The 26,408-nt window shown below is 65.9% G+C and carries 25 protein-coding genes; 9 read left to right on the top strand and 16 right to left on the bottom strand.

Annotated elements, in window-relative coordinates; translation table 11 throughout:
- Positions 1–55 precede the first annotated feature (55 nt).
- Positions 56–343 (top strand): GIY-YIG nuclease family protein, encoded by a 288-nt coding sequence (locus ACJ8FR_RS00355; RefSeq protein WP_407826614.1) that lies wholly within the window; start codon positions 56–58, stop codon positions 341–343.
- Here the strand turns inward: ACJ8FR_RS00355 and ACJ8FR_RS00360 are convergent.
- The 5 genes from ACJ8FR_RS00360 to ACJ8FR_RS00380 form a co-directional block, all read right to left on the bottom strand.
- The gene (locus ACJ8FR_RS00360) at positions 340–1,968 is read right to left on the bottom strand and encodes an AMP-binding protein (RefSeq protein WP_407826615.1); all 1,629 of its coding nucleotides are present in this window, start codon (positions 1,966–1,968) and stop codon (positions 340–342) included. The genes ACJ8FR_RS00355 and ACJ8FR_RS00360 overlap by 4 nt on opposite strands.
- 139 nt (positions 1,969–2,107) lie before the next feature.
- Positions 2,108–2,503, bottom strand: coding sequence for a RidA family protein (locus tag ACJ8FR_RS00365; RefSeq protein WP_407826616.1), 396 nt, complete (start codon positions 2,501–2,503; stop codon positions 2,108–2,110).
- Complete coding sequence (locus tag ACJ8FR_RS00370) at positions 2,500–3,648, bottom strand: acyl-CoA dehydrogenase family protein (RefSeq protein WP_407826617.1); 1,149 nt, start codon at positions 3,646–3,648, stop codon at positions 2,500–2,502. Before ACJ8FR_RS00370 ends, ACJ8FR_RS00365 begins: the two co-directional genes overlap by 4 nt.
- Positions 3,648–4,457, bottom strand: coding sequence for an enoyl-CoA hydratase family protein (locus ACJ8FR_RS00375; RefSeq protein ID WP_407826618.1), 810 nt, complete (start codon positions 4,455–4,457; stop codon positions 3,648–3,650). Before ACJ8FR_RS00375 ends, ACJ8FR_RS00370 begins: the two co-directional genes overlap by 1 nt.
- A complete protein-coding gene (locus ACJ8FR_RS00380) occupies positions 4,454–5,221 on the bottom strand; it encodes an SDR family NAD(P)-dependent oxidoreductase (protein WP_407826619.1) in 768 nt (255 codons plus the stop codon). The genes ACJ8FR_RS00375 and ACJ8FR_RS00380 overlap by 4 nt, the downstream gene beginning before the upstream one ends.
- A 60-nt stretch (positions 5,222–5,281) precedes the next feature.
- On the opposite strand from ACJ8FR_RS00380, the gene ACJ8FR_RS00385 reads away from it, so the two are divergent.
- From ACJ8FR_RS00385 to ACJ8FR_RS00415, 7 genes are all read left to right on the top strand, one after another.
- Positions 5,282–5,959 (top strand): type 1 glutamine amidotransferase, encoded by a 678-nt coding sequence (locus tag ACJ8FR_RS00385; RefSeq protein ID WP_407826620.1) that lies wholly within the window; start codon positions 5,282–5,284, stop codon positions 5,957–5,959.
- Between the two features lie 28 nt (positions 5,960–5,987).
- A complete protein-coding gene (locus ACJ8FR_RS00390; RefSeq protein ID WP_407826621.1) occupies positions 5,988–7,100 on the top strand; it encodes an S-(hydroxymethyl)glutathione dehydrogenase/class III alcohol dehydrogenase in 1,113 nt (370 codons plus the stop codon).
- Positions 7,101–7,152: 52 nt separating this feature from the next.
- Entirely contained in the window at positions 7,153–7,524 is a 372-nt protein-coding gene (locus tag ACJ8FR_RS00395; RefSeq protein ID WP_407826622.1) for a cupin domain-containing protein, read from the top strand.
- 12 nt (positions 7,525–7,536) lie between these two features.
- A complete protein-coding gene (locus ACJ8FR_RS00400) occupies positions 7,537–7,908 on the top strand; it encodes a VOC family protein (protein ID WP_407826623.1) in 372 nt (123 codons plus the stop codon).
- Positions 7,905–8,744 carry an S-formylglutathione hydrolase gene (gene fghA, locus ACJ8FR_RS00405; RefSeq protein ID WP_407826624.1) on the top strand — a complete coding sequence of 280 codons (840 nt, stop codon included), beginning with the start codon at positions 7,905–7,907 and terminating at the stop codon, positions 8,742–8,744. Before ACJ8FR_RS00400 ends, fghA begins: the two co-directional genes overlap by 4 nt.
- A gap of 23 nt (positions 8,745–8,767) precedes the next feature.
- Positions 8,768–10,000: an MgtC/SapB family protein gene (locus tag ACJ8FR_RS00410; RefSeq protein ID WP_407826800.1), complete on the top strand. Its 1,233-nt coding sequence runs from the start codon at positions 8,768–8,770 to the stop codon at positions 9,998–10,000.
- Between the two features lie 116 nt (positions 10,001–10,116).
- The gene (locus tag ACJ8FR_RS00415) at positions 10,117–11,703 is read left to right on the top strand and encodes an MFS transporter (protein WP_407826625.1); all 1,587 of its coding nucleotides are present in this window, start codon (positions 10,117–10,119) and stop codon (positions 11,701–11,703) included.
- A gap of 14 nt (positions 11,704–11,717) precedes the next feature.
- On the opposite strand, the gene cyoD is transcribed toward ACJ8FR_RS00415, so the two are convergent.
- The 11 genes from cyoD to ACJ8FR_RS00470 all read right to left on the bottom strand — a co-directional run bounded on the left by cyoD (position 11,718) and on the right by ACJ8FR_RS00470 (position 24,651).
- Entirely contained in the window at positions 11,718–12,104 is a 387-nt protein-coding gene (gene cyoD, locus ACJ8FR_RS00420) for a cytochrome o ubiquinol oxidase subunit IV (RefSeq protein ID WP_407826626.1), read from the bottom strand.
- Positions 12,101–12,739, bottom strand: coding sequence for a cytochrome (ubi)quinol oxidase subunit III (locus tag ACJ8FR_RS00425; RefSeq protein ID WP_407826627.1), 639 nt, complete (start codon positions 12,737–12,739; stop codon positions 12,101–12,103). Before ACJ8FR_RS00425 ends, cyoD begins: the two co-directional genes overlap by 4 nt.
- Positions 12,736–14,748: a cytochrome o ubiquinol oxidase subunit I gene (cyoB, locus tag ACJ8FR_RS00430; RefSeq protein WP_407826628.1), complete on the bottom strand. Its 2,013-nt coding sequence runs from the start codon at positions 14,746–14,748 to the stop codon at positions 12,736–12,738. The genes ACJ8FR_RS00425 and cyoB overlap by 4 nt, the downstream gene beginning before the upstream one ends.
- The gene (cyoA, locus tag ACJ8FR_RS00435; RefSeq protein WP_407826629.1) at positions 14,745–15,620 is read right to left on the bottom strand and encodes a ubiquinol oxidase subunit II; all 876 of its coding nucleotides are present in this window, start codon (positions 15,618–15,620) and stop codon (positions 14,745–14,747) included. The genes cyoB and cyoA overlap by 4 nt, the downstream gene beginning before the upstream one ends.
- 162 nt (positions 15,621–15,782) lie before the next feature.
- Positions 15,783–17,180 carry an efflux transporter outer membrane subunit gene (locus ACJ8FR_RS00440; RefSeq protein ID WP_407826801.1) on the bottom strand — a complete coding sequence of 466 codons (1,398 nt, stop codon included), beginning with the start codon at positions 17,178–17,180 and terminating at the stop codon, positions 15,783–15,785.
- 11 nt (positions 17,181–17,191) lie between these two features.
- Positions 17,192–20,362 carry an efflux RND transporter permease subunit gene (locus tag ACJ8FR_RS00445; RefSeq protein ID WP_407826630.1) on the bottom strand — a complete coding sequence of 1,057 codons (3,171 nt, stop codon included), beginning with the start codon at positions 20,360–20,362 and terminating at the stop codon, positions 17,192–17,194.
- A gap of 48 nt (positions 20,363–20,410) precedes the next feature.
- Entirely contained in the window at positions 20,411–21,694 is a 1,284-nt protein-coding gene (locus ACJ8FR_RS00450) for an efflux RND transporter periplasmic adaptor subunit (RefSeq protein WP_407826631.1), read from the bottom strand.
- Positions 21,691–22,092, bottom strand: coding sequence for a hypothetical protein (locus tag ACJ8FR_RS00455; RefSeq protein ID WP_407826632.1), 402 nt, complete (start codon positions 22,090–22,092; stop codon positions 21,691–21,693). Before ACJ8FR_RS00455 ends, ACJ8FR_RS00450 begins: the two co-directional genes overlap by 4 nt.
- Before the next feature lie 305 nt (positions 22,093–22,397).
- Positions 22,398–23,009 (bottom strand): TetR/AcrR family transcriptional regulator, encoded by a 612-nt coding sequence (locus ACJ8FR_RS00460; RefSeq protein ID WP_407826633.1) that lies wholly within the window; start codon positions 23,007–23,009, stop codon positions 22,398–22,400.
- 99 nt (positions 23,010–23,108) lie between these two features.
- Positions 23,109–23,618 (bottom strand): GNAT family N-acetyltransferase, encoded by a 510-nt coding sequence (locus ACJ8FR_RS00465; RefSeq protein ID WP_407826634.1) that lies wholly within the window; start codon positions 23,616–23,618, stop codon positions 23,109–23,111.
- Positions 23,619–23,637: 19 nt separating this feature from the next.
- Entirely contained in the window at positions 23,638–24,651 is a 1,014-nt protein-coding gene (locus ACJ8FR_RS00470; protein WP_407826635.1) for a LacI family DNA-binding transcriptional regulator, read from the bottom strand.
- A gap of 139 nt (positions 24,652–24,790) precedes the next feature.
- Here ACJ8FR_RS00470 and ACJ8FR_RS00475 point away from each other — a divergent pair, with 139 nt between their 5' ends.
- Positions 24,791–26,224, top strand: a complete 1,434-nt coding sequence (locus ACJ8FR_RS00475) for an MFS transporter (protein WP_407826802.1) — start codon at positions 24,791–24,793, stop codon at positions 26,222–26,224.
- Positions 26,225–26,408 lie beyond the last annotated feature (184 nt).

The raw sequence follows: 26,408 nt of genomic DNA on the forward strand, positions 1-26,408 counted from the left end.
TCCCCGGCGAAGGCCGGGGTCCAGGGGCCGGAGGCCTCGTGTGCACGGAGGATAAATGAAAGCCGGTTACGTCTACATCATGGCGAGCCGGAACAACGGGACGATCTACATCGGCGTGACCAGCGATCTGATGAAGCGGGTTTGGGAGCACCGCGAAGGCGTGGTCGCCGGCTTCACCAAGAGGTACGGCTGTAAGTTATTGGTGTGGTACGAAGTATTCGATGACATTCAGCAGGCGCGGGTGCGCGAATTGCAGATGAAAGAGTGGAATCGAAAGTGGAAGATCAAATTGATCGAGGAAACCAACCTTGACTGGAACGACCTCTATCCGGCGCTGTTCTAAGCGGGCTTAGGCCCGCCCTGGACCCCGGCCTCCGCCGGGGAACAAGTCCTCAACTCACTCCGCCTGAGCTTGCCCGTCGCGGTCTTCGGCAGCGCGTCCACGAACGCGATCTCGCGCGGATATTTGTAGGGGGCGATTTGGGCCTTGGCATGGGCTTGGAGCTCGGCGACCAGGGCGTCCGAACTTTCCGCGTCCACGGCCAACACCACGAACGCCTTCACCTTTTGCCCGCGCTCGGGGCAGGGCACGCCGATCACCGCGCATTCGGCGACCGCGGGGTGCGACAGCAGCGCATTCTCCACTTCGGGCGCGCCGATATTGTAGCCCGAGCTGACGATCATGTCGTCGTTGCGGGCGAGGTACCAATAGTATCCATCGGCGTCGCGGCGGTAGGTGTCGCCGGTGACGTTCCAGCCGTCGGCCACGTAATCGGCCTGGCGCGGGTCGTCGAGGTAGCGGCAGCCGGTCGGGCCCTTGACGGCTAGGCGGCCGATGCCCTCGTCCATCGGATTGCCGTCCGCATCGAGGATGGTCGCAATATACGCCGGCACCGCCTTGCCGGTCGCGCCGGGGCGGATGTCCTCGCCCGTGGCGGAGACGAAGATGTGCATCATCTCGGTCGAGCCGATGCCGTCGGTGATCGCGATCCCGGTGCGCTCCTTCCACGCGCGCCAAATCGCCTCGCGCAGATGCTCGCCCGCCGAGATGCAGGTGCGGAGGGTCTTCAACGCTTCGTCCAAGTTGGGTTGCGACAGCATCGCCTTGTACGCCGTCGGCGCAGTTCCGAGGTGCGTGACTCCATGCTTTGCAATGGCCTCCAGCAACTTCTCCGGTCCGCCCTGCTCGATGGTGGCGCTCGCCGCGCCGAAGCGCAGCGGGAACATCGGCGTGATACCGAGCCCGAAAGTGAACGCCATCGGTGCACTGGTCAGGAAGACGTCGCCGGGCTTGGGGCCGATCAGATGCCTCGCGAAAGTATCGCACGGCGCGAGGACGTCACGGTGAAACTGGACGCAGCCCTTGGGCACGCCGGTGGTGCCGCTGGTGAACGCGATCAGCGCCGGATCGTCGCGGCCGGTGTCGGAGGGCGGCAACGGCTGCAGCGAAGCGGTGCGCGTCTCGAGCTCGCCCTTTCCGTAATCGCCGTCATACTTGATGACGTGGTTGATCGAATGCGTCTGCTCGACCGCCTGACGAAAGTCGCCGATGAACCGGCTGTCGACAATCGCATGGCTGATTTGCGCGCGCTCGATCACGGTAGCGATCTCGCCCGGCCGCAGCAAAGGCATGGTCGCGACCACCACGCCGCCCGCCTTGAGCACGCCGAGCCATGCGGCGAACATCGTATAGCCGTTCGGCCCGCGCAGCAGCACGCGGTTGCCGGGGATCAGGCCATGCTCCTCGACCAGCAGCCGGGCGATGCGGCCGCTGAAATTGTCGAGCTCGGCATAGATCCAGCGGCCGTGGTCGTTGACGACCGCCAGCGCTTGCCGATCGCCGCCTTTCAGCAGCTCAGCCGCCGCATTCAGTCGCTCGGGATAGTGCAGCTCGGCAAGGTCGAAGCGGAATTCCGGAAGCAGCCGTGCCGGCGGCAGGCGGTCACGCACGAACGAGTCGTACGTCACAAAATCCTCCCCGGAACGGGGAGGTGGCAGACCGCAGGTCTGACGGAGGGGGCCCGCGTCTCCGCCGGGTCAGCGGTGGGGCCCCTCCACCAGCTACGCTGGTCCCCCTCCCCGTTCCGGGGAGGATTTGAGAGGGGCATCACTCGTCCTCGACCACCGCCGTCGTCTCGATCTCGACCTTGGCGGCGCTTTCGACCAGGCCTTTCACCTCGACCAGCGCCATCGCCGGATAGTTGGGCCCCATGATCTCGCGCCAGGCGGCGCCGATCTCGTCGCGCGAGTTCACATATTCGTGGCGGTCGATGACGTAGCAGGTCATGCGCACGATATGCTGCGGGCCCGCGCCATCCTGCGCGAGAATTTCCAGCGTGTTGTTGAGCGCCCGCGCGAACTGGCCGTGGAGGGTGTAATCGGGGAAGCTCTCATGCTCGTCCCAGCCGACGACGCCAGCGGTGAAGATCATCCGCCCGCGCGCCGAGACACCGTTGGAATAGCCCTTGGGCCGCGGCCAGTTGGGTGGCTGCAGGATTTTCATAACGCCTCCCCTTTAAGCAGGTCACGGGCGATGATCTGGCGCTGCACCTCGCTCGCGCCTTCGTAGATGCGCAGTGCGCGGATGTCGCGGTACAGCTCTTCGACCTTGACGCCCTTGGTCACGCCCGCGCCGCCGTGCAGCTGCACCGCCGCATCGATCACCGCTTGAGCGCTTTCGGTTGCGTGGAGCTTGGCCATGGCGGCGGCGCGTCGGTTGTCGATTCCACCCTCATCCTGCTGCCAGGCGGCGCGATAGATGAGCAACGCCGAGGCATCGACGGCCAACGCCATGTCCGCGAGCTTGGCCTGCGTCACCGCATTGTCGGCAAGCGTTGCGCTGCCGAGCCGGCGTTTGGATGCGAATGCCAGCGCTTCGTCGAGCGCGCGCCGCGCAAGGCCGAGCGCTGCCGCGCCGACCGTCACCCGGAACAGGTTCAGCGTCTCCATGCCGATGCGGAAGCCCTCGCCGGGCTCACCGACGATCGCGTCGGCCGGAATGCGGACCTTGTCGTAAGTGAGCCGGGCGAGCGGGTGCGGCGCGATGACCTCGATCCGCTCGGCGACCGCGACCGCCTCGGCCGGGACGATGAACGCCGACAGTCCGCGAGCGCCCTCGCCCTCGCCGGTGCGGGCGAAGGTCACGTAGAAATCCGCGATCCCGCCGTTGGAGATGTAAGTCTTCTCGCCGACCAGCACCCATTCGTTGCCGTCGAGCATTGCCGACGTCTGCATGTTCGCGGCGTCCGATCCGCACTGCGGCTCGGTCATGGCGAAAGCGGCAATGGCTTGGCCGGACGCGACCTTCGGCAGCCACTCGCGCTTCTGCTCGATTGTCCCGAACAGCGAGATCGCGCCCGAGCCCAGGCCCTGCATGGCGAAGGCGAAATCGGCGAGACCCGAATGGTAGGCGAGAGTCTCGCGCGCGATCGCGAGGCTGCGCACGTCGGGTCGATGCTTGCCGTCGGCGACGCATAATTTGAGGAATCCCGCGGCGCCGAGCTCGCGCACCAGCGCCCTGCATTCGCTGTCGAGGTCCTCGGCGTAGCGGCCGGTCAGATTGTCGGCGCACCAATCGCGGAGGTCATCCGCCAACTCCCGGTGCCGGGCCTCGAAGAACGGCCAGGAGAGGAAGGATCTGTCGCTCATCAGTCGCCCTGGAACTCCGGCGTCCGTTTGTTCGCGAACGCCTCAAACGCGCGCTTGAAATCCCTGGTTTCCATGCAATGCGCCTGGGCTCGCGCTTCGAGTTCCAGCGCTTGGTCGATGGTCACGTTCCACTCGGCGTCGAGCTGGCGCTTGGTCACCGCATGGGCGATCGACGGGCCCGCGGCGAGCTGCCGGGCGAGCGCCAGCGCCTCCCCCTGCACATCGTCGACGAGGCGGCTGAAGAAGCCCCAGGCGACGCCTTCGTCGCTCGTCATGTCACGGCCGGTGAACAGCAGCTCGGCGGCGCGGCCGTGACCGATGATCCGCGGCAGGATCGCGCACGCGCCCATGTCCGCGCCGCTCAAGCCGACGCGGCTGAACAGGAAGGCGGTGCGCGCGTCCGGCTTCGCCAGCCGGATGTCGCTCGCCATTGCCAGGATCGCGCCGGCGCCCGCGCACACGCCCTCGACCGCGGCGATGATCGGCTGCGGGCAGGCGCGCATCGCGCGCACCAGGTCGCCGGTCATGCGGGTGAATCGGAGCAGCCCGTCGCAGTCCATTTTGGTCAGCGGTCCGATGATCTCGTGGACGTCGCCGCCCGAGCAGAAATTGCCGCCGGCGCCCTGGATCACGACAGCCTTCACGTGACGATCATGGTCGAGCCGATGGAAGGTCGCGCGCAGTTCCTCGTAGGATTCGAAGGTCAGCGGGTTCTTTCGCTCGGGCCGGTCGAGCGTGATCGTGGCGACGCCATCGGCAAAGTCCCAGCGAAAATGCTCCGGCTGGAAGGTCGCGGCGTCGAAGCTCATGCGGCCGTGCCGCCGTCGATCGTCACCGCCGCGCCGTTGATGTCGCGGCTCAATGGAAGGCACAGCATCGCGATGACGTTGCCGATCGCCTCCGGATCGACCAGCCGCCCGCTCGCGTTCATGTTGGTGATGGCGGAGCGCGCATCGCCTTCGCTGCGGCCGGTGATCTGCGACACCCGGGCGACCGACTGGTCGGTCATCGGCGTGTCGACATAGCCGGGGCAAACCGCGTTCACGGTGAGGCTGGTCTTGGCATATTCGCCGGCGAGGCTGCGCATCAGGCCGAGCAGCCCGTGCTTCGACGCGGCGTAATGCGCCGCGTAGGGCACGCCGCGCAGGCTTGCGACCGAGGCGACCAACACCAGCCGGCCGTTGTCACTCTTCAACAGGTCGCCGATGGCGGCGCGCGTACAGTCGAACGCGGCGGTGAGGTTGGTGGCGATGATCCGGTCCCAGCTCTCGCGGGTCATCTTGTGGAACGGGGCGCTCTCGGCGATCCCGGCGTTGACGACCAGCAGGTCGATGGGGCCGTTCGCGGCGCGGGCTTCGTCGAACGCCGCGGCGACGCGCGACGGATCGGTGACGTCGCACTGGATGACGGCCCCGCCGTGAAGCTCTGAAACGGCCTGGAGCGGCTCGATCCGCCGCCCCAGCAGCGACAGCTTCGCGCCGGCGGCGCTCAGATGTCCGGCGGCGGCGGCGCCGATCCCGGTGCCCCCACCGGTGATCAGCGCGTGGCGCCCGGCAAGTGGAGTTTCGGCCATCGTCTCCCCTCTTTCAGTTGACGCATTGGCCGAACGCATTTGTGGTGGCAAGGCGGGGCGATGAAGGTCGCGATCCTTGAAACGGGCAAGCCACCGGGTACGCTTGCCGAGCAGTTCGGCGATTATCCGGCGATGTTCGCCCGGCTGCTTGGACCGGGGTTCGAGACCGAAAGCTTCGATGTGGAAGCGGGCGAGTTGCCGGATCCGGCGGCGCATGAAGCTTGTCTCATCACCGGCTCGCCGGCGGGCGTGTACGAGCCACTGCCGTGGATCGCGCCGCTGCAGGAGTTCATCCGCTCGGCGCGGGGCTCGAAGATGGTCGGCATCTGCTTCGGCCACCAGGTGATGGCCGGGGCGCTCGGCGGCCATGTCGAGAAGTCGGCCAAGGGCTGGGGTGCGGGGCTTCACCGGTATGTGGTGGTCCGATCCGAGCCGTGGATCGACAGCGCTGGGACGATCGCCGTGCCCGCGTCGCATCAGGACCAGGTCGTGATCCAACCGCCGAACACGGAGGTCGTCGCCACCTCCGACTTCACCCCTTTCGCCGGGCTTGCGTGGACCGACCGCCCGGCCATCTCCTTCCAGTTCCACCCGGAATTCTCGCCCGCCTTCGCCAAGGCGCTGATCGAGAAGCGCTACGACATCGTGCCCGATCCCGACGCGGCGATCGCCTCGCTCGACGCGCCGAACGACAATGCGCGGGTTGCGGCTTGGATACGCCGCTTCCTGGAGGCATAGGCGCCCTGACAGCAGTGGAGACGAGAGAATGAAGACCCGCGCCGCCGTCGCCTTCGCGCCCAAGCAGCCGCTGGAGGTGGTGGAAGTGGACCTGGAGGGGCCCAAGGCGGGCGAAGTGCTGGTCGAGATCATGGCGACCGGCATCTGCCACACCGACGCTTACACGCTCGACGGGCTCGACAGCGAAGGGCTGTTCCCCTCGATCCTCGGCCATGAAGGCGCGGGCGTGGTGCGCGAGGTCGGGCCCGGCGTCACCAGCGTCGTCGTCGGCGACCACATCATCCCGCTCTACACGCCCGAATGCCGCCAGTGTAAGTCGTGCCTCAGCGGCAAGACCAACCTGTGCACCGCGATCCGCGCGACGCAGGGCAAGGGCGTCATGCCCGACGGCACCAGCCGCTTCAGCTACAAAGGCGAGGCGATCCATCATTACATGGGCTGCTCGACCTTCTCGAACTTCACCGTGCTGCCCGAGATCGCGGTGGCGAAAATCCGCGAGGACGCGCCGTTCAAGACGGCCTGCTACATCGGCTGCGGAGTCACCACCGGAGTAGGCGCGGTGGTCAACACCGCCAAGGTCGAGCCCGGCGCCAGCGTCGTCGTGTTCGGCCTCGGCGGCATCGGGCTCAACGTCATCCAGGGCGCGCGGCTGGTCGGCGCGAGCAAGATTGTTGGGGTGGATATCAATCCGGCGCGGGAAGAATGGGGCCGCAAGTTCGGGATGACCGTTTTCATCGACGGGCGCGGCAAGGACCGGCAGGCGATCATCGACGAGGTGATCGCCATTACCGACGGCGGCGCCGATTACACCTTCGACGCGACCGGCAACACCGAGGTGATGCGCACCGCGTTGGAATGCTGCCATCGCGGCTGGGGCACGAGCGTCGTCATCGGCGTCGCCGAGTCCGGCAAGGAAATTGCGACACGGCCGTTCCAGCTGATCACCGGGCGCAACTGGCGCGGCACCGCGTTCGGCGGCGCCAGGGGCCGCACCGACGTGCCCAAGATCGTCGACTGGTACATGGATGGCAAGATCGCGATCGACCCGATGATCACCCACGTGCTGGAGCTCGCCGACATCAACCAGGGCTTCGAACTGATGCACGCCGGGACAAGCATCCGGTCTGTTGTGGTCTATTGATGTTCGGCTATTAATGACGCGGGCTGCTGAGGGGAGCGACAGGAGACCTCGCATGTCCGACACGCGCGCCCCGACCCACGTCAACCTCGCCGATAAGCTCGATAGTTTCTCGGAGCATTGGTCGCCGAAGATCGTCGCCCGCTACAACGACAATGAAGTGCGGCTGGTAAAGACCAGCGGCGAATGGGTGTGGCATAAGCACGACGAGACCGACGAGCTGTTCCTGATCCTCGACGGCGAGTTCGACATGGATTTCCGCGACCGCACAGTAACGGTGAAGGCTGGCGAGCTGTTGATTGTGCCACGCGGCACCGAGCACCGACCGGCGGCAAGGCGCGGCGAAGTGAAGCTCCTGCTGATCGATCCGAACGACACGCCGAACACCGGCAACAAGGAAACCGCGACGCAGGCGGTAGAGCTCTGAGGGGAGAAAGCGATGTTCAGTCATATCATGGTCGGTTCCAACGATGTCGATCAGTCCAAGCGGTTTTACGACGCGCTGTTTGAAAAGGACGGCATGGTCGATCCCAAGGGCCGGCTAGCCTACCGCCGGAGCGGATCGGTGTTCATGGTCGGCAAGCCGATCGACGGGCATTCCGCGAGCCACGGCAACGGGGCGACCATCGGGTTCAACTTCGACAGCCCCGACGAAGTCAATGGGTGGCAGCAGCGCGGGATCGCCGCGGGCGGCACGGCAATCGAGGACCCGCCCGGCATCCGCGAGAATGCGTTCGGAAAACTCTATTTGGCTTATTTGCGCGATCCTGACGGCAACAAGCTCTGCGCCCTGCATCGCCCGGAGCAGTGAAGCTGGAGATCGTTTCGGAGAACAAGTCCCATGGCGGCCGGCAGCTGGTCGTAAAGCATGCGTCGGCGTCGACCGGCACGGGCATGACCTTCTCGATCTTCCTCCCGCCGCAGGCCGAGCGCGGCGGGACATTGCCGGTCGTCTGGTATCTGTCCGGTCTTACCTGCACCCACGCCAACGTCACCGAGAAGGACGAATATCGCGCCGCCTGCGCCGAGCATGGCCTGGTCTTCGTCGCGCCGGACACCAGCCCGCGCGGCGACGACGTTCCGGACGGTGAAGGCTATGATTTCGGCAAAGGCGCCGGATTTTACGTCGACGCGGCGCAAGAACCGTGGGCGAAGCACTACCGCATGTGGAGCTACGTCACCGACGAGCTTCCTTGGCTCATCGCGATAGACTTCCCGGTCGACCTGGGGCGCCAGTCCATCACCGGCCATTCGATGGGCGGGCACGGCGCGCTCACCGTCGGCCTGACGTTTCCTGATCGCTTCCGCGGCGTGTCGGCGTTCGCGCCGATCGCCGCACCGTCGCAGGTTCCGTGGGGGCAGAAAGCGCTCACCGGCTACCTTGGCGCCGACGCCGCGGCGTGGCGCAAACACGATTCGGTAGCGCTGATCGAGGATGGCGCGCGGGTCGACGAACTCCTGGTCGACGTCGGGACGGCCGATCAATTCCTCGAAACGGAGTTGCGGCCCGAGCTGCTCGAGTGGGCCTGCGCGGATGCGGGAATCGCCCTGACGCTTCGCCGCCAGCCCGGCTACGACCACAGCTATTATTTCATCTCGACCTTCATGGCCGATCATCTCCGCTGGCACGCGGAGCGGCTGCGCTGAACGCCGGCTGGTATTGGCAGGCGCTGTGCGTCGCGACGGCGCTCGCGTGCGGACTGTTGATCGGGATCGAGCGCGGCTTTGACTTGCGCGGGCTGCGCGCAGGCACGCGCGTTGCCGGGGTCCGCACCTTCACCTTGCTCGGCCTCGTTTCGGGAGTCGCCGGACTGGCGGGACGATTCGGCCAGCCGTTCGCGGCCGGGGCGCTGGTCAGCGGCGCCGTCGCCGTACTCGCGATCGGCTATGCCCACAGGCCCGGCCTTGCCGACAAGCCCGACGCGACCACGCCGATCGCCGCATTGGCAACGGTCGGTCTGGGCTTCGTCGCGGGCTTCGGCGAGCCCGGATTCGCCATCGCCGGAGCGACGATCGTCACGCTCCTCCTCGCGCTGAAGGCCGAGCTGCACGGCTTGCTCGACAAGCTCGATGAAGCCGATGTGAAGGCACTTGCCCGATATGCGGTGATCGCCGGCGCGGTGCTGCCCTTCCTGCCCAGCGGCCATTACGGTCCATTGGGCGCGTGGAACCCGCAGCGCCTATGGCTGGTGGTGGTCCTCGTAACCGGCTTTTCGTTTCTCGGTTATGTGGCCAACCGCATATTCGGCGAGCGCCACGGCACGATCGCCACCGCGCTGATCGGCGGAGCGTACAGCTCGACCACGGTCACCCAAGCGCTCGCACAGCGGCTCGGCAGCGAATCGCGGCCCGGTGCGGAGAATGCCGGGATCGCGCTGGCGACGGCGGTCATGTACCTGCGCGTGCCGGCGCTGATCGCGGTTTTCGCGACGCGGGTCCTGCCTCCCATCGGCCTGTTATTGCTGCCCGCGGTGGCCGTCGCCTGGGGCGCTGGATACTGGCTCTACCGCAAAGCGCCGAAGCACCAGGGCCCCGCGCCGCCCGGCAACCCGATCGCACTCCTTCCGGCCCTGGGCTTCGTGGCATTTGTCGCGGTTGCCGCCGTCGCGGCGAAGTGGGCCCAAGGCAGCTTCGGCCAGAGCGGCATCGCGGTGCTTCTGCTGATCGTTGGCAGCATGGACGTCGACGTCGCGATCGTCACCTTGGGCGGCCTTCCCGCAGGGGCGATCTCGCCGCTCGTCGCGGCGATGGCGATTGCCGGCACGATCATCGCCAACATGGGAGTGAAAATCGGGATCACGCTCGTTTATGCGCGCCGCCGTGGCCTTCCAGCTGCAGCGGCGATGGCCAGCAGCTTGGCCGCGCTGGCGGTCATGATCGCCTTCGCCTGGACGCGGCTCTAACTGCGGCACGGCACGCGCGCCGCCGGCATGCGCACCTTCGCCTTCCCGGCCTCCTATCGGCGGTTGATCGGGGCGCTTGCCAAGCTGCGCGTCACACCCGATGAACGCGGCCGACCATGACCACAAGCAGCACCCTTTCCGACCGGCGCGGCCTGTGGGCCTTCATCCTCGGCGTGCTCCTCGTCACGGCCGGAGTATTGCTCCACCTGCCGATGTTCCTGATGGGCCGGATGACCCACTACCACCTCTACGGCATGCCGATCGGCAACGACATGATCGCCGGCATGGCCGCGATCATCCTCGGCATCGCCGTCGCGGCCTATGGCCTTCTGCCGAAGAACATCTCGCGCCAGCTCGCCGCGAGCCACGAGATCGTCGTCACTCCGCCGGAGGACGCGCCGCTGTCGCGGGCGCATTGGGCGCTGATGAGCGTGCTCGTCATCGCCCTCATCATCGACATCATGAAGCCGGCGAGCCTCGGATTCACGATTCCTGGCATGGTCGGTGAATATGGCGTGCCCAAGGCCAAAGCCTCGCTTGTGCCATTCTTCGCTCTCAGCGGGACGGTCATCGGCTCGGTGATCTGGGGCATTATCGCCGACGTCTATGGCCGCAAGGCCTCGATCCTGCTGTCCGCCGTCATGTTCGTCGGAACCTCCATCTGCGGCGCCATGCCCTCGCTCGCCTGGAACGTCGGCATGTGTTTCATGATGGGCGCGGCGGCGGGCGGGATGCTGCCGGTGACTTATGCACTGCTGGCCGAGATGATGCCGAGCAAGCACCGCGGCTGGGCACTGGTGCTGGTCGGCGGCCTTGGCGCGGTCGGCGGTTATTTTGCGGCGAGCGGCTTGTCCGCGCTGCTTCAGCCGACCTTTGGCTGGCGGATCATGTGGCTCCTCAATTTGCCGACCGGGCTGTCGCTGGTCCTGCTCGGCGCCTTCATCCCGGAATCGGCGAAGTTCCTGCTGGCCCGCGGACGGCGCGAGGAAGCCCGCGCGGTGATGGAACGCTTCGGCTCGAAGGCCCGCAGCACCAGCCGTGCCGAAGAGGTGGCGCTGGCCAAGGGACCGTCGGTAGCGCTGACCGGCCGCGCCTTCTTCGGAAAGCTCGTCGCGCTCAGCCTTGCCGCGATCTGCTACGGCCTGATCAATTTTGGGCTGTTGCTGTGGCTGCCGACCGACCTGGTGGCGAAGGGCTACAGCATGGCGGTGTCGAGCAAGCTGCTCGCGGAGTCCGCGCTGATCGCCTTCCCGACGGTGTTCATCGTCGCCTATCTGTACAGCAGCTGGAGCGCCAAATGGTCGGTGGTCGGGTCGATCGCCGTGGCCGTGGCGGGCCTGGCCGGGGTGCTGTGGCTGGAGTTGACCGGCTCGGGAAGCCCGGTGCTGCCGGTCGCGCTGCTGATCGTCGGCAGCAACGCCCTGATCGCGATGTTGCTGCCTTATGCGGCCGAGAGCTTCCCGCTGCGCATCCGCGGCCGCACCACCGGGACTGTCGCGGCCTGCACCAAGGCCGGCGGAATGCTTGCTCAGCTGCTCGCGATCTTCGCGCTCGTGCCGCCGCTCGACGCCGTGTCGCTGATCATCATCGTGCCCACCGTCGCGGCGATGATCCTCGTCGTCTTGTTCGGCAAGGAGACGCGGGGCCGAGATCTGCGCGACCTCGATCCCGACGGGCGCACCTTCGCCGCGACCGGAATCTAGGCGCGGCGCAGCGCCTAATGCTGCATTTGCAGGTTCATCATCTGCGCGGTCGGGCCCATGTTCGCGGCGAGATGCGCCATGATCCAGATGGTCCCGATCATCACCAGGAACACGATCAGCACGCCGAAGGCGAGCGCGAGCACGTTGTTGGTATTGTCCGGCCCGCTGGTGATGTGGAGGAAGAAGACCAGGTGAACGCCCATCTGCGCAATCGCCAGCACGACTAGACCGACGGCCACGCCGGGACCCCACAGAATCGAAGTCGACGCAACCCAGAAGGAGATGCCGGTCAGCACCAGAGCGAGCGCGAGGCCAATGACGTAGCTGAGCGTCTCGCTCATCAGGCTGTCGTGCGGCGCGCCCGGCGCGACGTTCAGCAGGTTCTGGCCGTCTTCGGTCATGGCAATGTTCCGATCAGATAGACGATGGTGAAAATGGCCACCCAGATGATGTCGAGCGCGTGCCAGAAGATGCTGAGGCACAGCAGCCGCCGCATGATGTGCGGCTGGTAACCCTTGGTCCAGATCTGGGCCATCATGGTGCCGATCCACATCAATCCGGCGGTGACGTGCGCGCCATGCGTCCCGACCAGGGTGAAGAAGGAGGATAGGAACGCACTGCGCTGCGGCCCCGCACCGATCGCGATCATCCCGGCGAACTCGCGCAGCTCGAGAAAGAGGAACACGAGGCCCAGCGCGGCCGTGACTGCCAGCCAGATTTCAGTCCAAAACAGATTCGCACGCTTGGCGGCGATGATCGCGAGGCCGCACACAAAGCTCGACAGCAGCAAGGCGGCGGTCTCGATCGCGACGTTGGTACGGTCGAACAGCTGGTTGGTGACCGGTCCGCCGTCGGTCGCGTGGATCAGCGAGGCATAGGTCGCGAACAGCGCCGAGAACAACACCATGTCCGACAGCACGAACAGCCAGAAGCCGTAAGGGACGACGATGCTCTTCGACTGCGGGCCGCGATTGCCGAGGCCGGTATCCTCCGACCCGTGATGGGTGAGTCCGATGGCGGCCGCTTCGTTGGTCATACGGACTGGCTCAGATTGTGAAGGTGCTCCATGCGAATGCGGCGGCGCTCGCGGGCGTTTGCACGGACCTCCTCGACGGGGATGATGTGCTCATGTTCGTCACGCCAGGCGTACCACACGAAGACCGCGAATGCGCCGATCAGGCCGACGATCGCGAGCCACCAGATGTACCAGATGATCGCGAACCCGCAGATCGACGCGAAGAAGGCGCAGATCACGCCGACGGGGGTGTTCAGGGGCATTTCGATCGGTTGGTAATCGGGTTCGTCGATAAGTTGGTCGCGCTCGATCGCTTCCTGCTTGCGGTGCCAATAGGCTTCCTCGCCGTGGACGTCGGGAAGCACCGCGAAATTGTAGTGCGGCGGCGGCGACAGGGTGAGCCACTCGAGCGTGCGGCCGTCCCACGGGTCGCCCGTGATGTCGAGCCGCTGGTCCCGCGTCCTGATCGAGTAGACGAGCTGGACGACCGTCAGCACGATCGCGAGCAGGATGACGATGGCGCCGATCAGCGCGACGATCATGTAGGGCCGCCAGCTGAGGTCGTCGTAGTGCTGCATGCGCCGGGTCGCGCCCATGAGCCCCAGCACATAGAGGGGCATGAAGGCGAGGTAGAAGCCGACGAACCAGCACCAGAAGACGGCCTTGCCGATGCGCTCGTCGAGCGTGAACCCGAACGCCTTGGGAAACCAGTAGGTGTAACCCGCCATGGCTCCGAAGACGACGGCGCCGATGATCACATTGTGGAAGTGGGCAACGAGGAACAGGCTGTTGTGGACCAGGAAGTCGACCGGCGGAATCGCCATCAGGACGCCGGTCATGCCGCCGATCGTGAAGGTGATCATGAAGCCGATCGCATAATGCATCGGGACGGTGAAGCGGACCCGGCCGCCGTACATCGTGAACAGCCAGTTGAAGATCTTCACGCCGGTCGGGATCGCGATGAGCATGCTCGCAATCCCGAAGATCGCATTCACGTCGGCGCCGGCGCCCATGGTGAAAAAGTGATGCAGCCAGACGGTGAAGGACAGGATGCAGATCGCGAGTGTCGCGAAGACCATCGACCGGTAGCCGAATAGCGGCTTGCCCGAGAAGGTCGATACCACTTCCGAGTAGATCCCGAACGCGGGCAGGACGAGGATGTAGACCTCCGGATGGCCCCACATCCAGATGAGGTTCATGTAGAGCATCGAGTTTCCGCCACCGTCGTTGGTGAAGAAGTGGAACCCGAGGTAGCGGTCGAGCATCAGCAGCGCCAAGGTCGCGGTGAGCACCGGAAAGGCGGCGATGATGAGCAGGTTGGTTGCGAGCGAAGTCCAGCAGAATACCGGCATGCGCATATAGCTCATTCCCGGTGCGCGGATCTTGAGGATGGTGGTGACGAAGTTCACGCCGGTCAGCAGCGTTCCGACGCCGGAGATCTGCAACGCGACGAGATAATAATCGACGCCGACGTCCGGCGAGAACGCCTTCTCGCTGAGCGGCGGAAAGGCAAGCCAGCCGGCCCGTGAAAAGACGCCGACGAACAGGCTGACGTTGACCAGCAGCACTCCCGAAGCGGTCAGCCAGAAGCTGACGTTGTTCATGGTCGGAAAGGCGACGTCGCGCACCCCGAGCTGGAGCGGAACGACGAAATTCATCAATCCGATCATGAACGCCATCGCCATGAAGAAGATCATGATCGTGCCGTGGGCCGAGAAGATCTGGTCGTAATGCTCGGGCGGGAGATAGCCCTGGGACTGGCCCACCGCGACGGCCTGTTGAGCGCGCATCATAATCGCATCGGAAAACCCGCGGACCAGCATCACCAGCGCGAGCACGATGTACATGACGCCAATGCGCTTGTGGTCCGTGGACGTGATGTATTCGTTCCACAGGTACGGCCACCAGCCCTTGATGGTCACCCAGGCGGCGACGGCGGCGAGCGCCAGTAGCACGACGATCGAGGTGATCAGCGGAATCGGCTGGTTGAACGGAATCGCGTCCCAGCTGAGCTTGCCGAAGAGACTCATGCGCCGGCTCCCGGCGGCGGCCGGTTGTGCGGCAGCTTCTGCGGCGGGGGGGCGTGTCCGGTTGCGATGGCTTCGAACAGGCCGGGCGCAACATTGCTGAAGGTCATCGGCTTCACGTAGCTCGTCGGCTCGGAGAGCACCGCGTAGGCGCGGCCGTCGAGCACCTGCCCAGAGCTCCGCGCAGATTGCGCCCAGGCGCTGAACTGCTGCGGCGGGACGGCATGGACCTTGAACTGCATGCCGGGAAACCCGTCGCCGCTGAAATGCGCCGAGCGGCCCTGATATACGCCCTGCCGGTTCGCCTGGAGGTTGAGGCGGGTCGTCATTCCCGGCATCGTGTAAATCATCGTCCCCATCTGCGGGACGAAGAAGACGTTCCACACCGTTGCCGAGGTCAGGCGGAAGCTCACTGGCGTGCCTGCCGGGACCACCAGCTGGTTGACCGTCGCGAGATGCTGGTCGGGGTAGATGAACAGCCACTTCCAGTCGAGCGAGACGACGTCGACCCTGAGCGGCGGCTTGGGCGAGGCGAGCGCCTTGCGTGGGTCGAGGTCGTGGCTGCCGATCCAGACGATCCCGCCGAGCAGCATGATGGTGAGCGCGGGAATCGCCCACACGACCATCTCGATCGCGCCGGAATATTCCCAATCGGGCAGGTAGGTCGCCTTGCTGTTGCCGCGCCGGAACCACCAGGCGAAACCGATCGTCGCGATTATCACCGGGACGATGATCGCCAGCATGATTGCCGTCGAATTGATCAGGATCTGCTTCTCGGCCGCGCCGACCGGACCGACCGGATCGAGGATGCCGCGGCTGCATCCGGCGGTCAGCGAAGCGACGATGGCGAGCGCGCACAGCCCCAGTCCGCGCACCGGTGCTCGCCCATTCGCCAGTGGACCCATGAGCTTCTTCCCACCGATTCGAGGGTGAGGGACGCAACAACCGTGGCGCTGCTACGCCTTCGGCAAGCATGCAGCAATCCTGTCCTGAGCCGGTGCGATCTTAGGCGCGCATCGCGTCGATCGATGCCGGGCCTAGCTCTCCCAGCCGCCGCCGAGCGCGCGGAAGAGATCGACCTGCGAATTGGCGATCGAAGCGTCCGCCTCCGCGAGCGCGGCTTCCGCTTCGGCGGCCGTGCGTTCGGCGTCGAGTAGCTCGAGCGAGCTGATGTCGCCCTCGCGCTGGCGAGCACGGGTGATCCGCGCCGCCGTTTCCGCCTCGTCGCGCGCTCCGCGCAGCGCCTCGCGGCGGCTGAGCGCCTGCTGGTAGGCGGACAGCGCGGTTTCGGTCTCTTCCAGTGCTTGCAAGACGGTCCCGTCAAAGGTCGCGAGCGCCGCCTGCGTATCCGCGCGCGCCTCGACGACCCGTGCCCGGGCAGCACTGCGGTTCACCGTCCAATTGATCAGCGGGCCGATCAGCCAGGTCAGCGGATTGGCGCCGAACACGTTCCCGAGCCCTGCACCACTTGAGCCGACCGAGCCGCCCAGCGTGATTCGAGGATAGAGGTCCGCGGTCGCCACGCCGATCCGCGCGGTCGCCGCCGCGAGCCGCCGTTCGGCCGCGCGGACATCGGGCCGGCGGGCAAGCAAAGCGGCGCCGTCGCCCACCGGGATCGGCCGTTCGAGCCGCAATGTGCTGGTGCGCTGAGCGGCTTGCGGCGGAAGCTCGCGCGGCGTTCGCCCGGTCAGGGTCGCGAGGCGGAACAGCGCGCCCTGACGCTCCGCCTCCAGCAGGGGAATCTCCGCACGGCGCTGATCCCGCAATGTAGCGATGCGTGCCGTGTCGAGGCCGTTGGCGAGGCCGATCTGGTGGCGCTTCTCGGTGAGTGCGAGCGAACGGTCGAGCAATGCCACGATCGTCTCCGCGACCGCGATCCGCTCGGCCGACGACACCGCGTCGGCATAGGCGCGGACCGTATCCGAGACGATCGCCACCCGCACGGCGTCGGCGTCTGCGTCAGCAGCGCCAACCTCACCCCTTGCCGCCTCGATCCGCCGGCTGATGCGGCCGAAGAGGTCGACTTCATAGGCGACGTTGAGGCCGACATCGACCTGGACATCGGTGCGCTTCTCCCCGGGCAGCGGGGGACCGGGCAAGCGTCCATATTGCGCGCTTCCACCAACGCCGACCTGCGGCTCCCGAGCGCTGCGTTCTTCGCGCAGGCTGGCCCTGGCCCTGGCGAGCCGGGCAACGGCGACGCGGATGTCGGTGTTCGCCGCAAGCGCATCCTTGACCAGGCCGTCGAGGACGGGATCGTCGTACAGCCGCCACCAGTTTCCGGACGGCTGCGAATCGGAGACGATAGTCGATCCTTGCGCCATGACGAACGGCGCGGCGGCGGACGCGGACACAGGTTTTGGCACATAGTTCGGCCCGCTTGCACATGCCGCCAGGACCAATGCCGAAGCCGAGATTGAGAACTTACGAAGCATCATGACTTTCCTCACTCAGCCGGGACGAGCGCCGGCTCATGGCGCGACCGGCGCCTGGCGATGCGGTCGCCGATGCCGCGGCAAACGACATAGAAAGTCGGCGTGAAGAGCAGGCCGAAGCCGGTCACGCCGACCATCCCGAAGAACACCGCGGTGCCAAGCGCCTGGCGCAACTCGGCGCCGGCGCCGGTCGCGAGCAGCAGCGGAACGCTGCCGAGGATGAAGGCGAAGCTGGTCATCAGGATCGGCCGGAGCCGGTCGTGCGCGGCGCGCACCGCGGCTTCGACCGTCGACATCCCCTTTGCTTCATCCTGCCGAGCGAACTCGACGATCAGGATCGCATTCTTGGCGGCGAGCGCAATCAGCACGACCAGCCCGACCTGCGTCAGCACATTGTTGTCCATCCCGCGCAGGTGGACGCCGGCCATCGCCGCAAGCAGGCACATCGGCACGATCAGGATGATCGACAGCGGCAGGATCAGGCTTTCGAACTGCGCCGCCAGCACCAGGAAAACGAACAGCACCGCCATGCCAAAGACCAGGCCCGACGTGCTTCCGGCCGCCTTCTGCTGGTATGCGATGCCCGTCCATTCGGTCGCGAAACCCGGCGGCAGAGTCTCGGCCGCAAGCTTTTCCATGCTCTTGAGCGACTGGCCTGACGAATAGCCCGGTGCCGTGTCGCCATCGATCTCGACCGCCGGGAAGCCATTGTAGCGCGACACGCGGTAAGGCCCGGTGCGGTCCTGGAAGGTCGTCACCGATCCCACCGGCACCATCGCGCCGGAATTGGAGCGCGTGCGCAAATTGGCGATGTCGGCTTCGCTGGCGCGGTACGGCGCGTCGGCCTGCGCCGTCACGCGATAGGTGCGCCCGAGCAGGTTGAAGTCGTTGATGAAGGCCGAGCCGAGATAGACCTGCAGCGCTTCGAAGATACGCTCCGGCGGAACGCCGAGCATGTCGGCCTTGCGCCGGTCGACGTCGGCGAACACCCGCGGCGTCGAGATGTCGAACAAGGTGTAGACCTGCTTCAGCCCCGGCGTCTGATTGGCCTTGCCGATCAGGCCCCACGACAGGCCGGACAGCTGCTGGAAGCCGTGGCCTTCGCGATCCTCGACGATCATCCGGTAGCCGCCGGCCGAGCCGATGCCTTGGATGAGCGGCGGCGGGACGATGATCAGCCGCGCTTCGTTGATGTCGGCGGTGCGCTTCTGCGCCTCGGCCATGATGCTGGCGAGCGTCACGCCGAGCTTCTTGCGCTCCGCGAACGACTGCAAGGGCACGTAAGCTGCAGCCGCGTTCGGCGCCAAGGTCTGCGACGCGCCGTCAAAACCGGCGAGCATGACCGAACCCTTGACCCCGGGGATCGGCAGGATGCGCGCCGCGACCTTGCGCATCACCGCGTCGGTGCGGTCGAGCGATGACCCCGGCGGCAGCTGGATGACCGTCAGGAAATAGCCCTGATCCTGGGCCGGGATGAAGCCGGTCGGGGTGATCTCGAACAGGCCGACGGTCGCCGCAATTAGCACGGCGTAGGCCACCATCATCCGCCTGGGCATCAGGACCAGCCGATGCGTCAACCGCGAATAAGCCTGGCTGAAGCGGTCGAACGCCTGATTGAAACGGGCACCGCCCGCGCGGAGCAATTCGACGATCCAGCCACCCGGCTTGTCCTCGCCATGGGGCTTCAACAGGATCGCCGCTAGCGCCGGCGAGAGGGTGAGCGACACGAGGAGCGAGATCAATGTCGCAGCAGAGATCGTCACCGCGAACTGGTGGTAGAAGGCGCCGGCCAGCCCGTTGAGGAACAGGGTCGGCAGGAACACGGCGCATAGCACGAGGACGATGGCGATGAGGGCCGCGCCGACTTCATCCATCGATGTCCGCGCCGCCTCGAGTCCCGAAAGGCCGCGCGCCAGGTTGCGCTCGACATTCTCGACGACGACGATGGCGTCGTCGACGACGATGCCGATCGCGAGCACCAGACCGAACAGGGAAAGGTTGTTGAGCGAGTATCCCACGCCCAGCAGAATCGAGAATGTCCCGATCAGCGATACCGGGATCGCGACGACCGGAATAACCGCCGCGCGCCAACGTTGCAGGAAGACGATCACGACCAACACCACTAGTGCTATCGCCTCGAGCAGAGTGTCGCGAACCGCGTCGATCGACTGCGAGATGAATTCGGTCGGGTTGTAGATGATCCGATATTCGAGCCCGGGCGGGAAGCTCTTCGACATGGTTTGCATCTCGGCCTTGACCGCCGCTGCTGCGGCCAAAGCGTTCGAGCCTGGACGCTGGAACACGGCGAGGATGACCGTCGGATCGCCCGACAGGTATGTGTTCGACGCATAATCGGACGCACCCAGCTCGACCCGCGCGACGTCCGACACGCGCACCTGGCGGCCGTCGGGATCGGTGCGGATAATCACGTTTGCGAACTGCTGCGGATCGGACAGCCGCCCTTGCGTTTCGACATTGAGCTGGAAGGCGCTTCCGGTCGCATAAGGAGGCTGGCCCAGCGTTCCAGCGGCGACCTGGACGTTCTGCGCGCGAAGCGCATTGACGATCTCGCCGGCGGTCAGATCGAGCGCGGCCGCCTTGCTGGGGTCGATCCAGATCCGCATCGCATAATCGCGCGCGCCGAACAGGCGGGCGTCGCCAACACCGTCGAGCCGGGCGATCCGGTCCCTGACCTGTGTCAGCGCGTAGTTGGAGATGTAACCGCGATCGAGCGAGTGGTTGGGCGAGATCAGATTCACGACCATCAGGAAGTCGGGCGAGGTCTTGCGCGTCACGATGCCGAGCCGTTGGACTTCCTGCGGCAGGCGCGGCGCCGCGATGGCGACGCGATTCTGCACCAGCACCTGTGCGGCGTTGAGGTCGGTGCCCTGCTTGAAGGTCACGGTGATGGTGAGGTTACCGTCACCGGTCGACTGCGACGACATGTAGATCATGTTGTCGACACCGTTGATTTCCTGCTCGATCGGCGCGGCGACGGTCGAGGCGACGGTCTCCGCATCCGCGCCCGGATAGGTCGCGCTCACCGTCACCGTCGGCGGGACGATGTCGGGATATTGCGACACCGGCAGGCCGAAATAGGCGATCGCGCCCATCACCGTAATGAGGATGGCGATGACGGCCGCGAAGATCGGCCGGGTGATGAAGAAGCGGGACAGACGCATGAATTTTCTCCCCGCTCGAAGGCGGCCGTTTCAAATGAAGTTCAGGCCTCAGCGGCTGGCGAACGTCGCTTCGCCGCTGAGCGGTACGGGCACGCTGTCCGGCGCCGCGGCGATTGCCTGCGGAGCGATCTTGCCCGCGCGGACCTGCACCTTGGTCCCCGGCATCGCCATCTGCGTGCCGCTGATGATGACTCGGTCCGCTGTGGTCAGCCCGGACCGCACGACGCGCAGGCCGTCGATCAGCGGACCGAGCGTGACGGGCTTCGGCGCGACGCTGCCGTCACTGGCGACAACGAGCACGATCTTGCGCGCCTGGTCGGTCTGGACGGCGGCATCGGGCACGAGCAACGCGGAGGCCGCCTGGCCGGTCGATAGCCGCATATTCCCAAACATGCCCGGTGTCAGGAACTGGGTCGGGTTCGCGACCACGGCGCGGAGCCGGATCGTCCCGGACCGCGTGTCGAGGCCGTTGTCGGCAAAATCGAGCCGTCCGTGCCAGCGATAGTCGGTCTCGTCCTGGAGCCGGATTTCGACGTCCGACGGCGCGGCGCCGCTTTCGCGCGCGCGCCGCGCCTTGAGGAACAGCGCTTCCGAGGCGTCGAAGTTGAAGTAGATCGGATCCAAGGCATTGATCGTCGTCAGCAGCGTGCCTTCCGCACCGCTGCCGCCGCCCTGAACAAGATTGCCTGGATCGATCCGGCGATCCGAAATGCGGCCGGTGATCGGCGCGCGGACCTGCGTGAAGCCGACGTCGAGGGCGCGCGATTGGACCCGGGCGCTGGCCGCCGCAAGCGCGGCCGCGGCTGCCTGAACCCGCGCATGCAGCCGGTCGACGTCGCTGCGTGAGACGGCATCGACGGCGAGGAGCCGCGTCGCGCGGCCATAGTCGGTTTGGGCGAGCGCGAGATCGCTGCGCGCGCTTGCGACGGCGGCCTGCGCTTCGGCTAGTGCCGCCGAGAACGGCCTGGGATCGATCGTGAAGAGCAGCTGGCCCTGGCGGACAACGGCGCCGTCGGTGAAATGCACACCGACGATGGCGCCCGACACGCGCGGCCGGATCTCGACGCTCTTGCTCGCGTCGAAGCGCCCTGAATAATCGTCCCACTCCGCGATCTGGCGGACCAGCGGGGTTGCAACCGTCACGACGGGCGGCGGCGGCGCTGCCGCCACCGGTGCACCACGCGTTTCCCACATGGCAACTCCGGCAGCGAGCGCGAGCGGAAGCGCAATCAGCGACAACTTCTGCGGCCGCGACAGCTGTGCGAACGCAGATTTGATCGACCGCGATTGTTCGACGCCGCCGTCGGATTGAAACTTGGCGATCATATTCACCGGACGGTCCTCCGCCGACGGGCCAAGCGGGCCTGGCCGATGCTGTTTTGGAGGAGCTCGTACTGGTCGGCGCTGAATCCCGCCTCGAAGAACGAAGCAAGCTCCGACTTGGGGACGTTCCAGCGATGGTGCCAGGCGAGAATGGCGATCCGCCGAAGCACTTCCAGCCGCTCATTGGCCAGCCGGTTGGTGCGCCTTAATCCGAAAAGACTCCCGAGCGCCGTGATGAAGCGGCCCGGCTCGCGAATGCTCGAAATCCCGTCGCGTTCGGCCATCGCGACCACCGACCATTCAAGCGCGGACAATCGCGCCGGAGCGGACGCGGTCCCGACAATCACGGGCGTGGGCTGAAACGCGTTGAACTGCGGCTGCGGCACTGAGAGGGGTAGGCTGGCCATGGTCATTCTCCTGTTTGGCGAGCGCAGCCCGCCTATCCGCGCAAAGCGAGTGCGCAGAGGTCGATCTTGTTGTTTGGATGTGACGATCCGCACGCTGCGACGGCCACGCCGCGCGTTGAATGCCACCCCAAACTCTGCTTACGGGGGCCCGCGCCTTACGGTGCGGATGGATGCCCGGAGGTGCGACAGTTACGCATCGCGCTTTCCTCGACGGCTTGATGCCGCTCTTCTATACTGGTCGGTATATAAAGCGATTCGCGATGGGTCAAGAGTTCTTTACCGCACGGTACGAAATATTTTTTCGGCTACTTCCCGGGCCAGACCGCAAGGCTGGTTTCGACCAGCGCCTCGAGTTGCGCCTTGGTCGCGCCGCTCCCAGCCTGAATCGACATGCCTTGCAGGATCGCGCCGAGATAGGCGCACAGGCCCTCAACGTCGGTGCCGTCGGGAAGGTCGCCCTCGTCCTTGGCTTGCTCCATCCGGTCGCACAGCGCGCGCTGGGAGGACTGACGCCGCGCCATCAGATCGGCCCGGATCGATTCGGCTTCCGGCCCGCAGCTGACGGAGCCGATGACGCGCATGCAGCCCCTCGGCTCGTGATCGCTGGTCTGCATTTCGAGCGCGCCACGCAACAGCCGCTCAGCGACTCCGCGGGACGTGGGCGCCTTCAGCGCCTCTCCCACGTAGGCGAGCTTTTCGCGCTCGTATAAATCGAGCGCCTTCCGGAACAGCGCTTCCTTGTTGCCGAACGCCGCGTAGAGGCTTGGCCGCGTCACTCCCATGGCTTCGGTAAGGTCGGTCAGCGACGCGCCTTCATAGCCCTTGCTCCAGAACACGCGCAGCGCCGCGGCCAGGGCTTCGTCGACGTCGAATTCCCTTGGCCGGCCCTTGCACGCGCGCTGAACGACACATTCCATAACGATCGGTACATAAGTGCGTCCGGTTCAACTGTCCAGCCTGACGGCGTTTCCGCGACAATTGCACGTCAACGCCTGCTTTCGCCCCAAAGCAGCCAATCACTCAGTCAGATCGAGCTCCATGAACACGAGCCAGTTCCGGAGCTCAACAGAGAGTTCGTAATAAGGCTCGATGTCCTTGAATCCGAGCTTGCGGTAGAGTGCCTGCGCTTCGCGCTGCGCGGGCCCGGTGTCGAGCAGCATCTTGCGGTAGCCGATGGCCTTGGCCTCGCCGACGATCGCGCGGCCGAGAAGCTGGCCTATGCCCCGCCCGTGAAACTCGCGGTAGACGAACATCCGCTTCATCTCGCATGCGTCGCCGCCCAGATCGCGAAGCGCAACGCACCCGGCAATTCGGCCGTGCTCTTCTGCAACGAGTAACCTGCCGCGCGGCTCGGCAAACTCGCCCGGGAGATTGTCGAGCTCCTCCGCAAAGGCCTGGGGGTCGAAGTAACTGTCGACGATGTGCCGATCGGCGGCGTGCCGCTCGCCATGCCAGTCGAGAAATGCCCGCATGAGCGCGGCGACCTGTTGATAATCGCCTTTCGACGCCGCGGTGCGAATGATCATGGGCCGCTGCCGGCGTCGCTCAGGCGCCACAAGATTCGCGCACGATGAGCTCGGTCGGAAGGCGATCGAAAGCCGCGTGTGAATGCGGATCGAGGATGCTGCCAACGAGGAGCCGGCCGGCTTCCCGCGTGTCCTGCCGGATCGTGGTCAGCGCTGGAGTGCTGAGCCGGCTCAGGAGCATATCGTCATAACCGACCACAGACACGTCGCGAGGCACGGTTCGGCCAAATCGGCCCAGCGTCCTGATTGCGCCCAAGGCGATCAGGTCACTGGTCCCGATAATACCGTCGAAATCGATCCCACGTTTGAGCAGGCCGCTGACCGCCGCCTCGGCAGATTCGAGCTCGAACTCAACGTCGCAAACCAGCGCCGGGTCGAATGCAAGTCCCGCCTGCTTCAATGCCGTCTGATATCCGCGCCGCCGTTGCATCGCCTCGGGATCGGTCCCGCCGATGAAGGCGATGCGGCGGCGGCCAAGCCGCGCGAGATGCGCGGTCGCCCGCGTTCCGCCGGCCAGATTGTCGGATCCAATCGAACGGTAGAGCTGTCCTGGCAGCTTTGCTCCCCAGACCACGAACCGGGCGTTCGTCTCCGAGAGCCGGTTGAGCTCCTTGTGCATCGCGCTCTGGCCGAGAAAGATGACGCCGCTGGCTCTGCTCGTCGTCGTGGCGAGGACGAGATCCTCGTACGTCGCCGGCGCCACGTGACTGACGGTGAAGTCGCAATCGCGCACTCTCGCCGCCTCGCCGATGTTGGCCAACAACTCGAGAAAGAACGGGTGCGAAAGCGGTAGCGGCCGGCCGTGGAAATAGGGAGTGACGACCACGATCGAACCTTCCGCTCCGATCGGCGCGGTCGGCATGGATTGCCGAAATGCATAATCATGGTCGCGCGCCAGCGTCCAAATTTGCTGCTTGGTCCGGGTGCTGATCAGCGGGTGGTCGTTAAGCGCGCGCGAGACCGTTGAAATGGACACGCCCGCGAGCTTCGCGAGGTCCTCGAGAGTGGTCTTCGCGGATTTCACGTCAGCCATTGCGCTCGTGCTCAATTGGGATTTGTATGCCGGCACATAGCGCTCCGGGGACCGATTGTTGGAAAAAGTCGCTCAGCCATTTGCTCGCCTGAGCGACCGGAACGAACGGCGTTCGTTTTCCAAGCGACAAATCCTGAATCTGTGTTGCGGCCTGTTCGGGGTGCAGATCGTCTGGGGCCTTCAGAACGCGAACACCAGCCGAATATTCCAGACGCTGGGCGCTCGGATCGACGACCTTCCGATTTTGTGGATCGCCGGGCCGATCGCCGGGCTCCTTGTCCAGCCGATTATCGGGGAGTGGAGTGACCGGACGACCGGCCGCTGGGGCCGCCGCCGTCCGTTCATGACGGTCGGAGCGCTGCTGACCGCTCTCGCGCTGATGGTGATGGCCAATGCGGGCACGGTTTTCGCCGCTGCCCTGGCGCTGTGGCTTCTGACCTTTTCGATCAACATCGTCATGGAGCCGTTCCGCGCGTTGATGGGCGATCTGGCACCCGCCGACTCGCGCGACCGGGGCTTCGCGACGCAGGTGCTGTTCATCGGCGCCGGCGCAGTCTTCGCGTCGATCCTGCCGTGGATATTCGTCCACTGGCTGGCAATCGCTCCGGCAGGCGCGCCGGGACAAATGGCGCCGGCGGTCCGCGCAAGCTTCCTGACCGGTGCCGCGGGCCTGCTTCTGACCGTGATGTGGACAGTCACGACGACGCGCGAACGTCCGCTCCCAGTGAACGGCGGCCGATCGCGTGCCGAAGCGACGACGGCGATCGATCGAGGCGCAGCATCGAAGGTCCTCAAGCGAGGCGCGGCCTGGACCTTGCTCGGGATCGCGATCGCCGTCGCCAACGGCGTTTGGACACAACGGCGCGAAGGCTATCTTTTGGCCGCGGTCATCGCGCTGTTCGGAGGCCTTCACTGGCTCGCCGGCCGGTCGTTCGCCAACGCCCGCAACCCGCTCGTTGCAATCGCGACGGAAGTGATCGGAATGCCGCGGGCGATGCGGCGCCTCGCGCTCGTGCAATTCTTCACCTGGTTCGCGCTGTTCGCATTGTGGGTCTACGCCGTGCCGGCCGTTGCGCAGCGCTATTACGGCGACCCGGCGCCCGGCACCCTCGCCTATGAGAGCGCGGCCAATTTGGTCGGGGTCCTGTTTGCCGTGTACAACGGGGTCGCGGCGTTCGCGGCGCTCGCGCTTCCCCGGATCGCAGCGCAGTTGGGGCGGGGAAAGGCGCACGCCCTGTTTCTGGCGGTCGCGGCCATCGGCCTGACCGGACTGGTCGCCGCCCCAACCACCGGCTGGCTGTGGCTCGCGGTGGTCGCGATCGGGTTCGGCTGGGCGTCGATCCTGGCGATCCCCTACGCGATTGTCGCCGCCGCCGTGCCGCCCGATCGCATGGGCGTCTACATGGGCATTCATAATGTCTTCCTCGTGCTTCCCCAGCTCGCCGCGGCGGCCATTCTTGGACCGCTCGTGCGCGTCGCGTTGCATGGCAACGTGGCCGGCGCGATGATTGTCGCGGGCGGCGCCATGCTCGCCGGATCGGCGGCCGCACTGACCATTCCCGCGATCGACTGAAGTCACCCTAATCCCCCGTCCCCGAGACCAGTTCGCCGCCGCCGCTATGGCATGCAATGCAAGTTTTGCATAGCTTGCATAGAGGGTGACAAGGCGGAAACGAAGAGGGGGGCTTGCAAAATTGCACAAATTTGCGCAAAACCGAGTCGCCGGCTCCACTTGCGACGCCGGCGGACTAGGGGGA

This window comes from Sphingomonas sp. (genome assembly GCF_045810705.1).
GTDB lineage: Bacteria > Pseudomonadota > Alphaproteobacteria > Sphingomonadales > Sphingomonadaceae > Sphingomicrobium.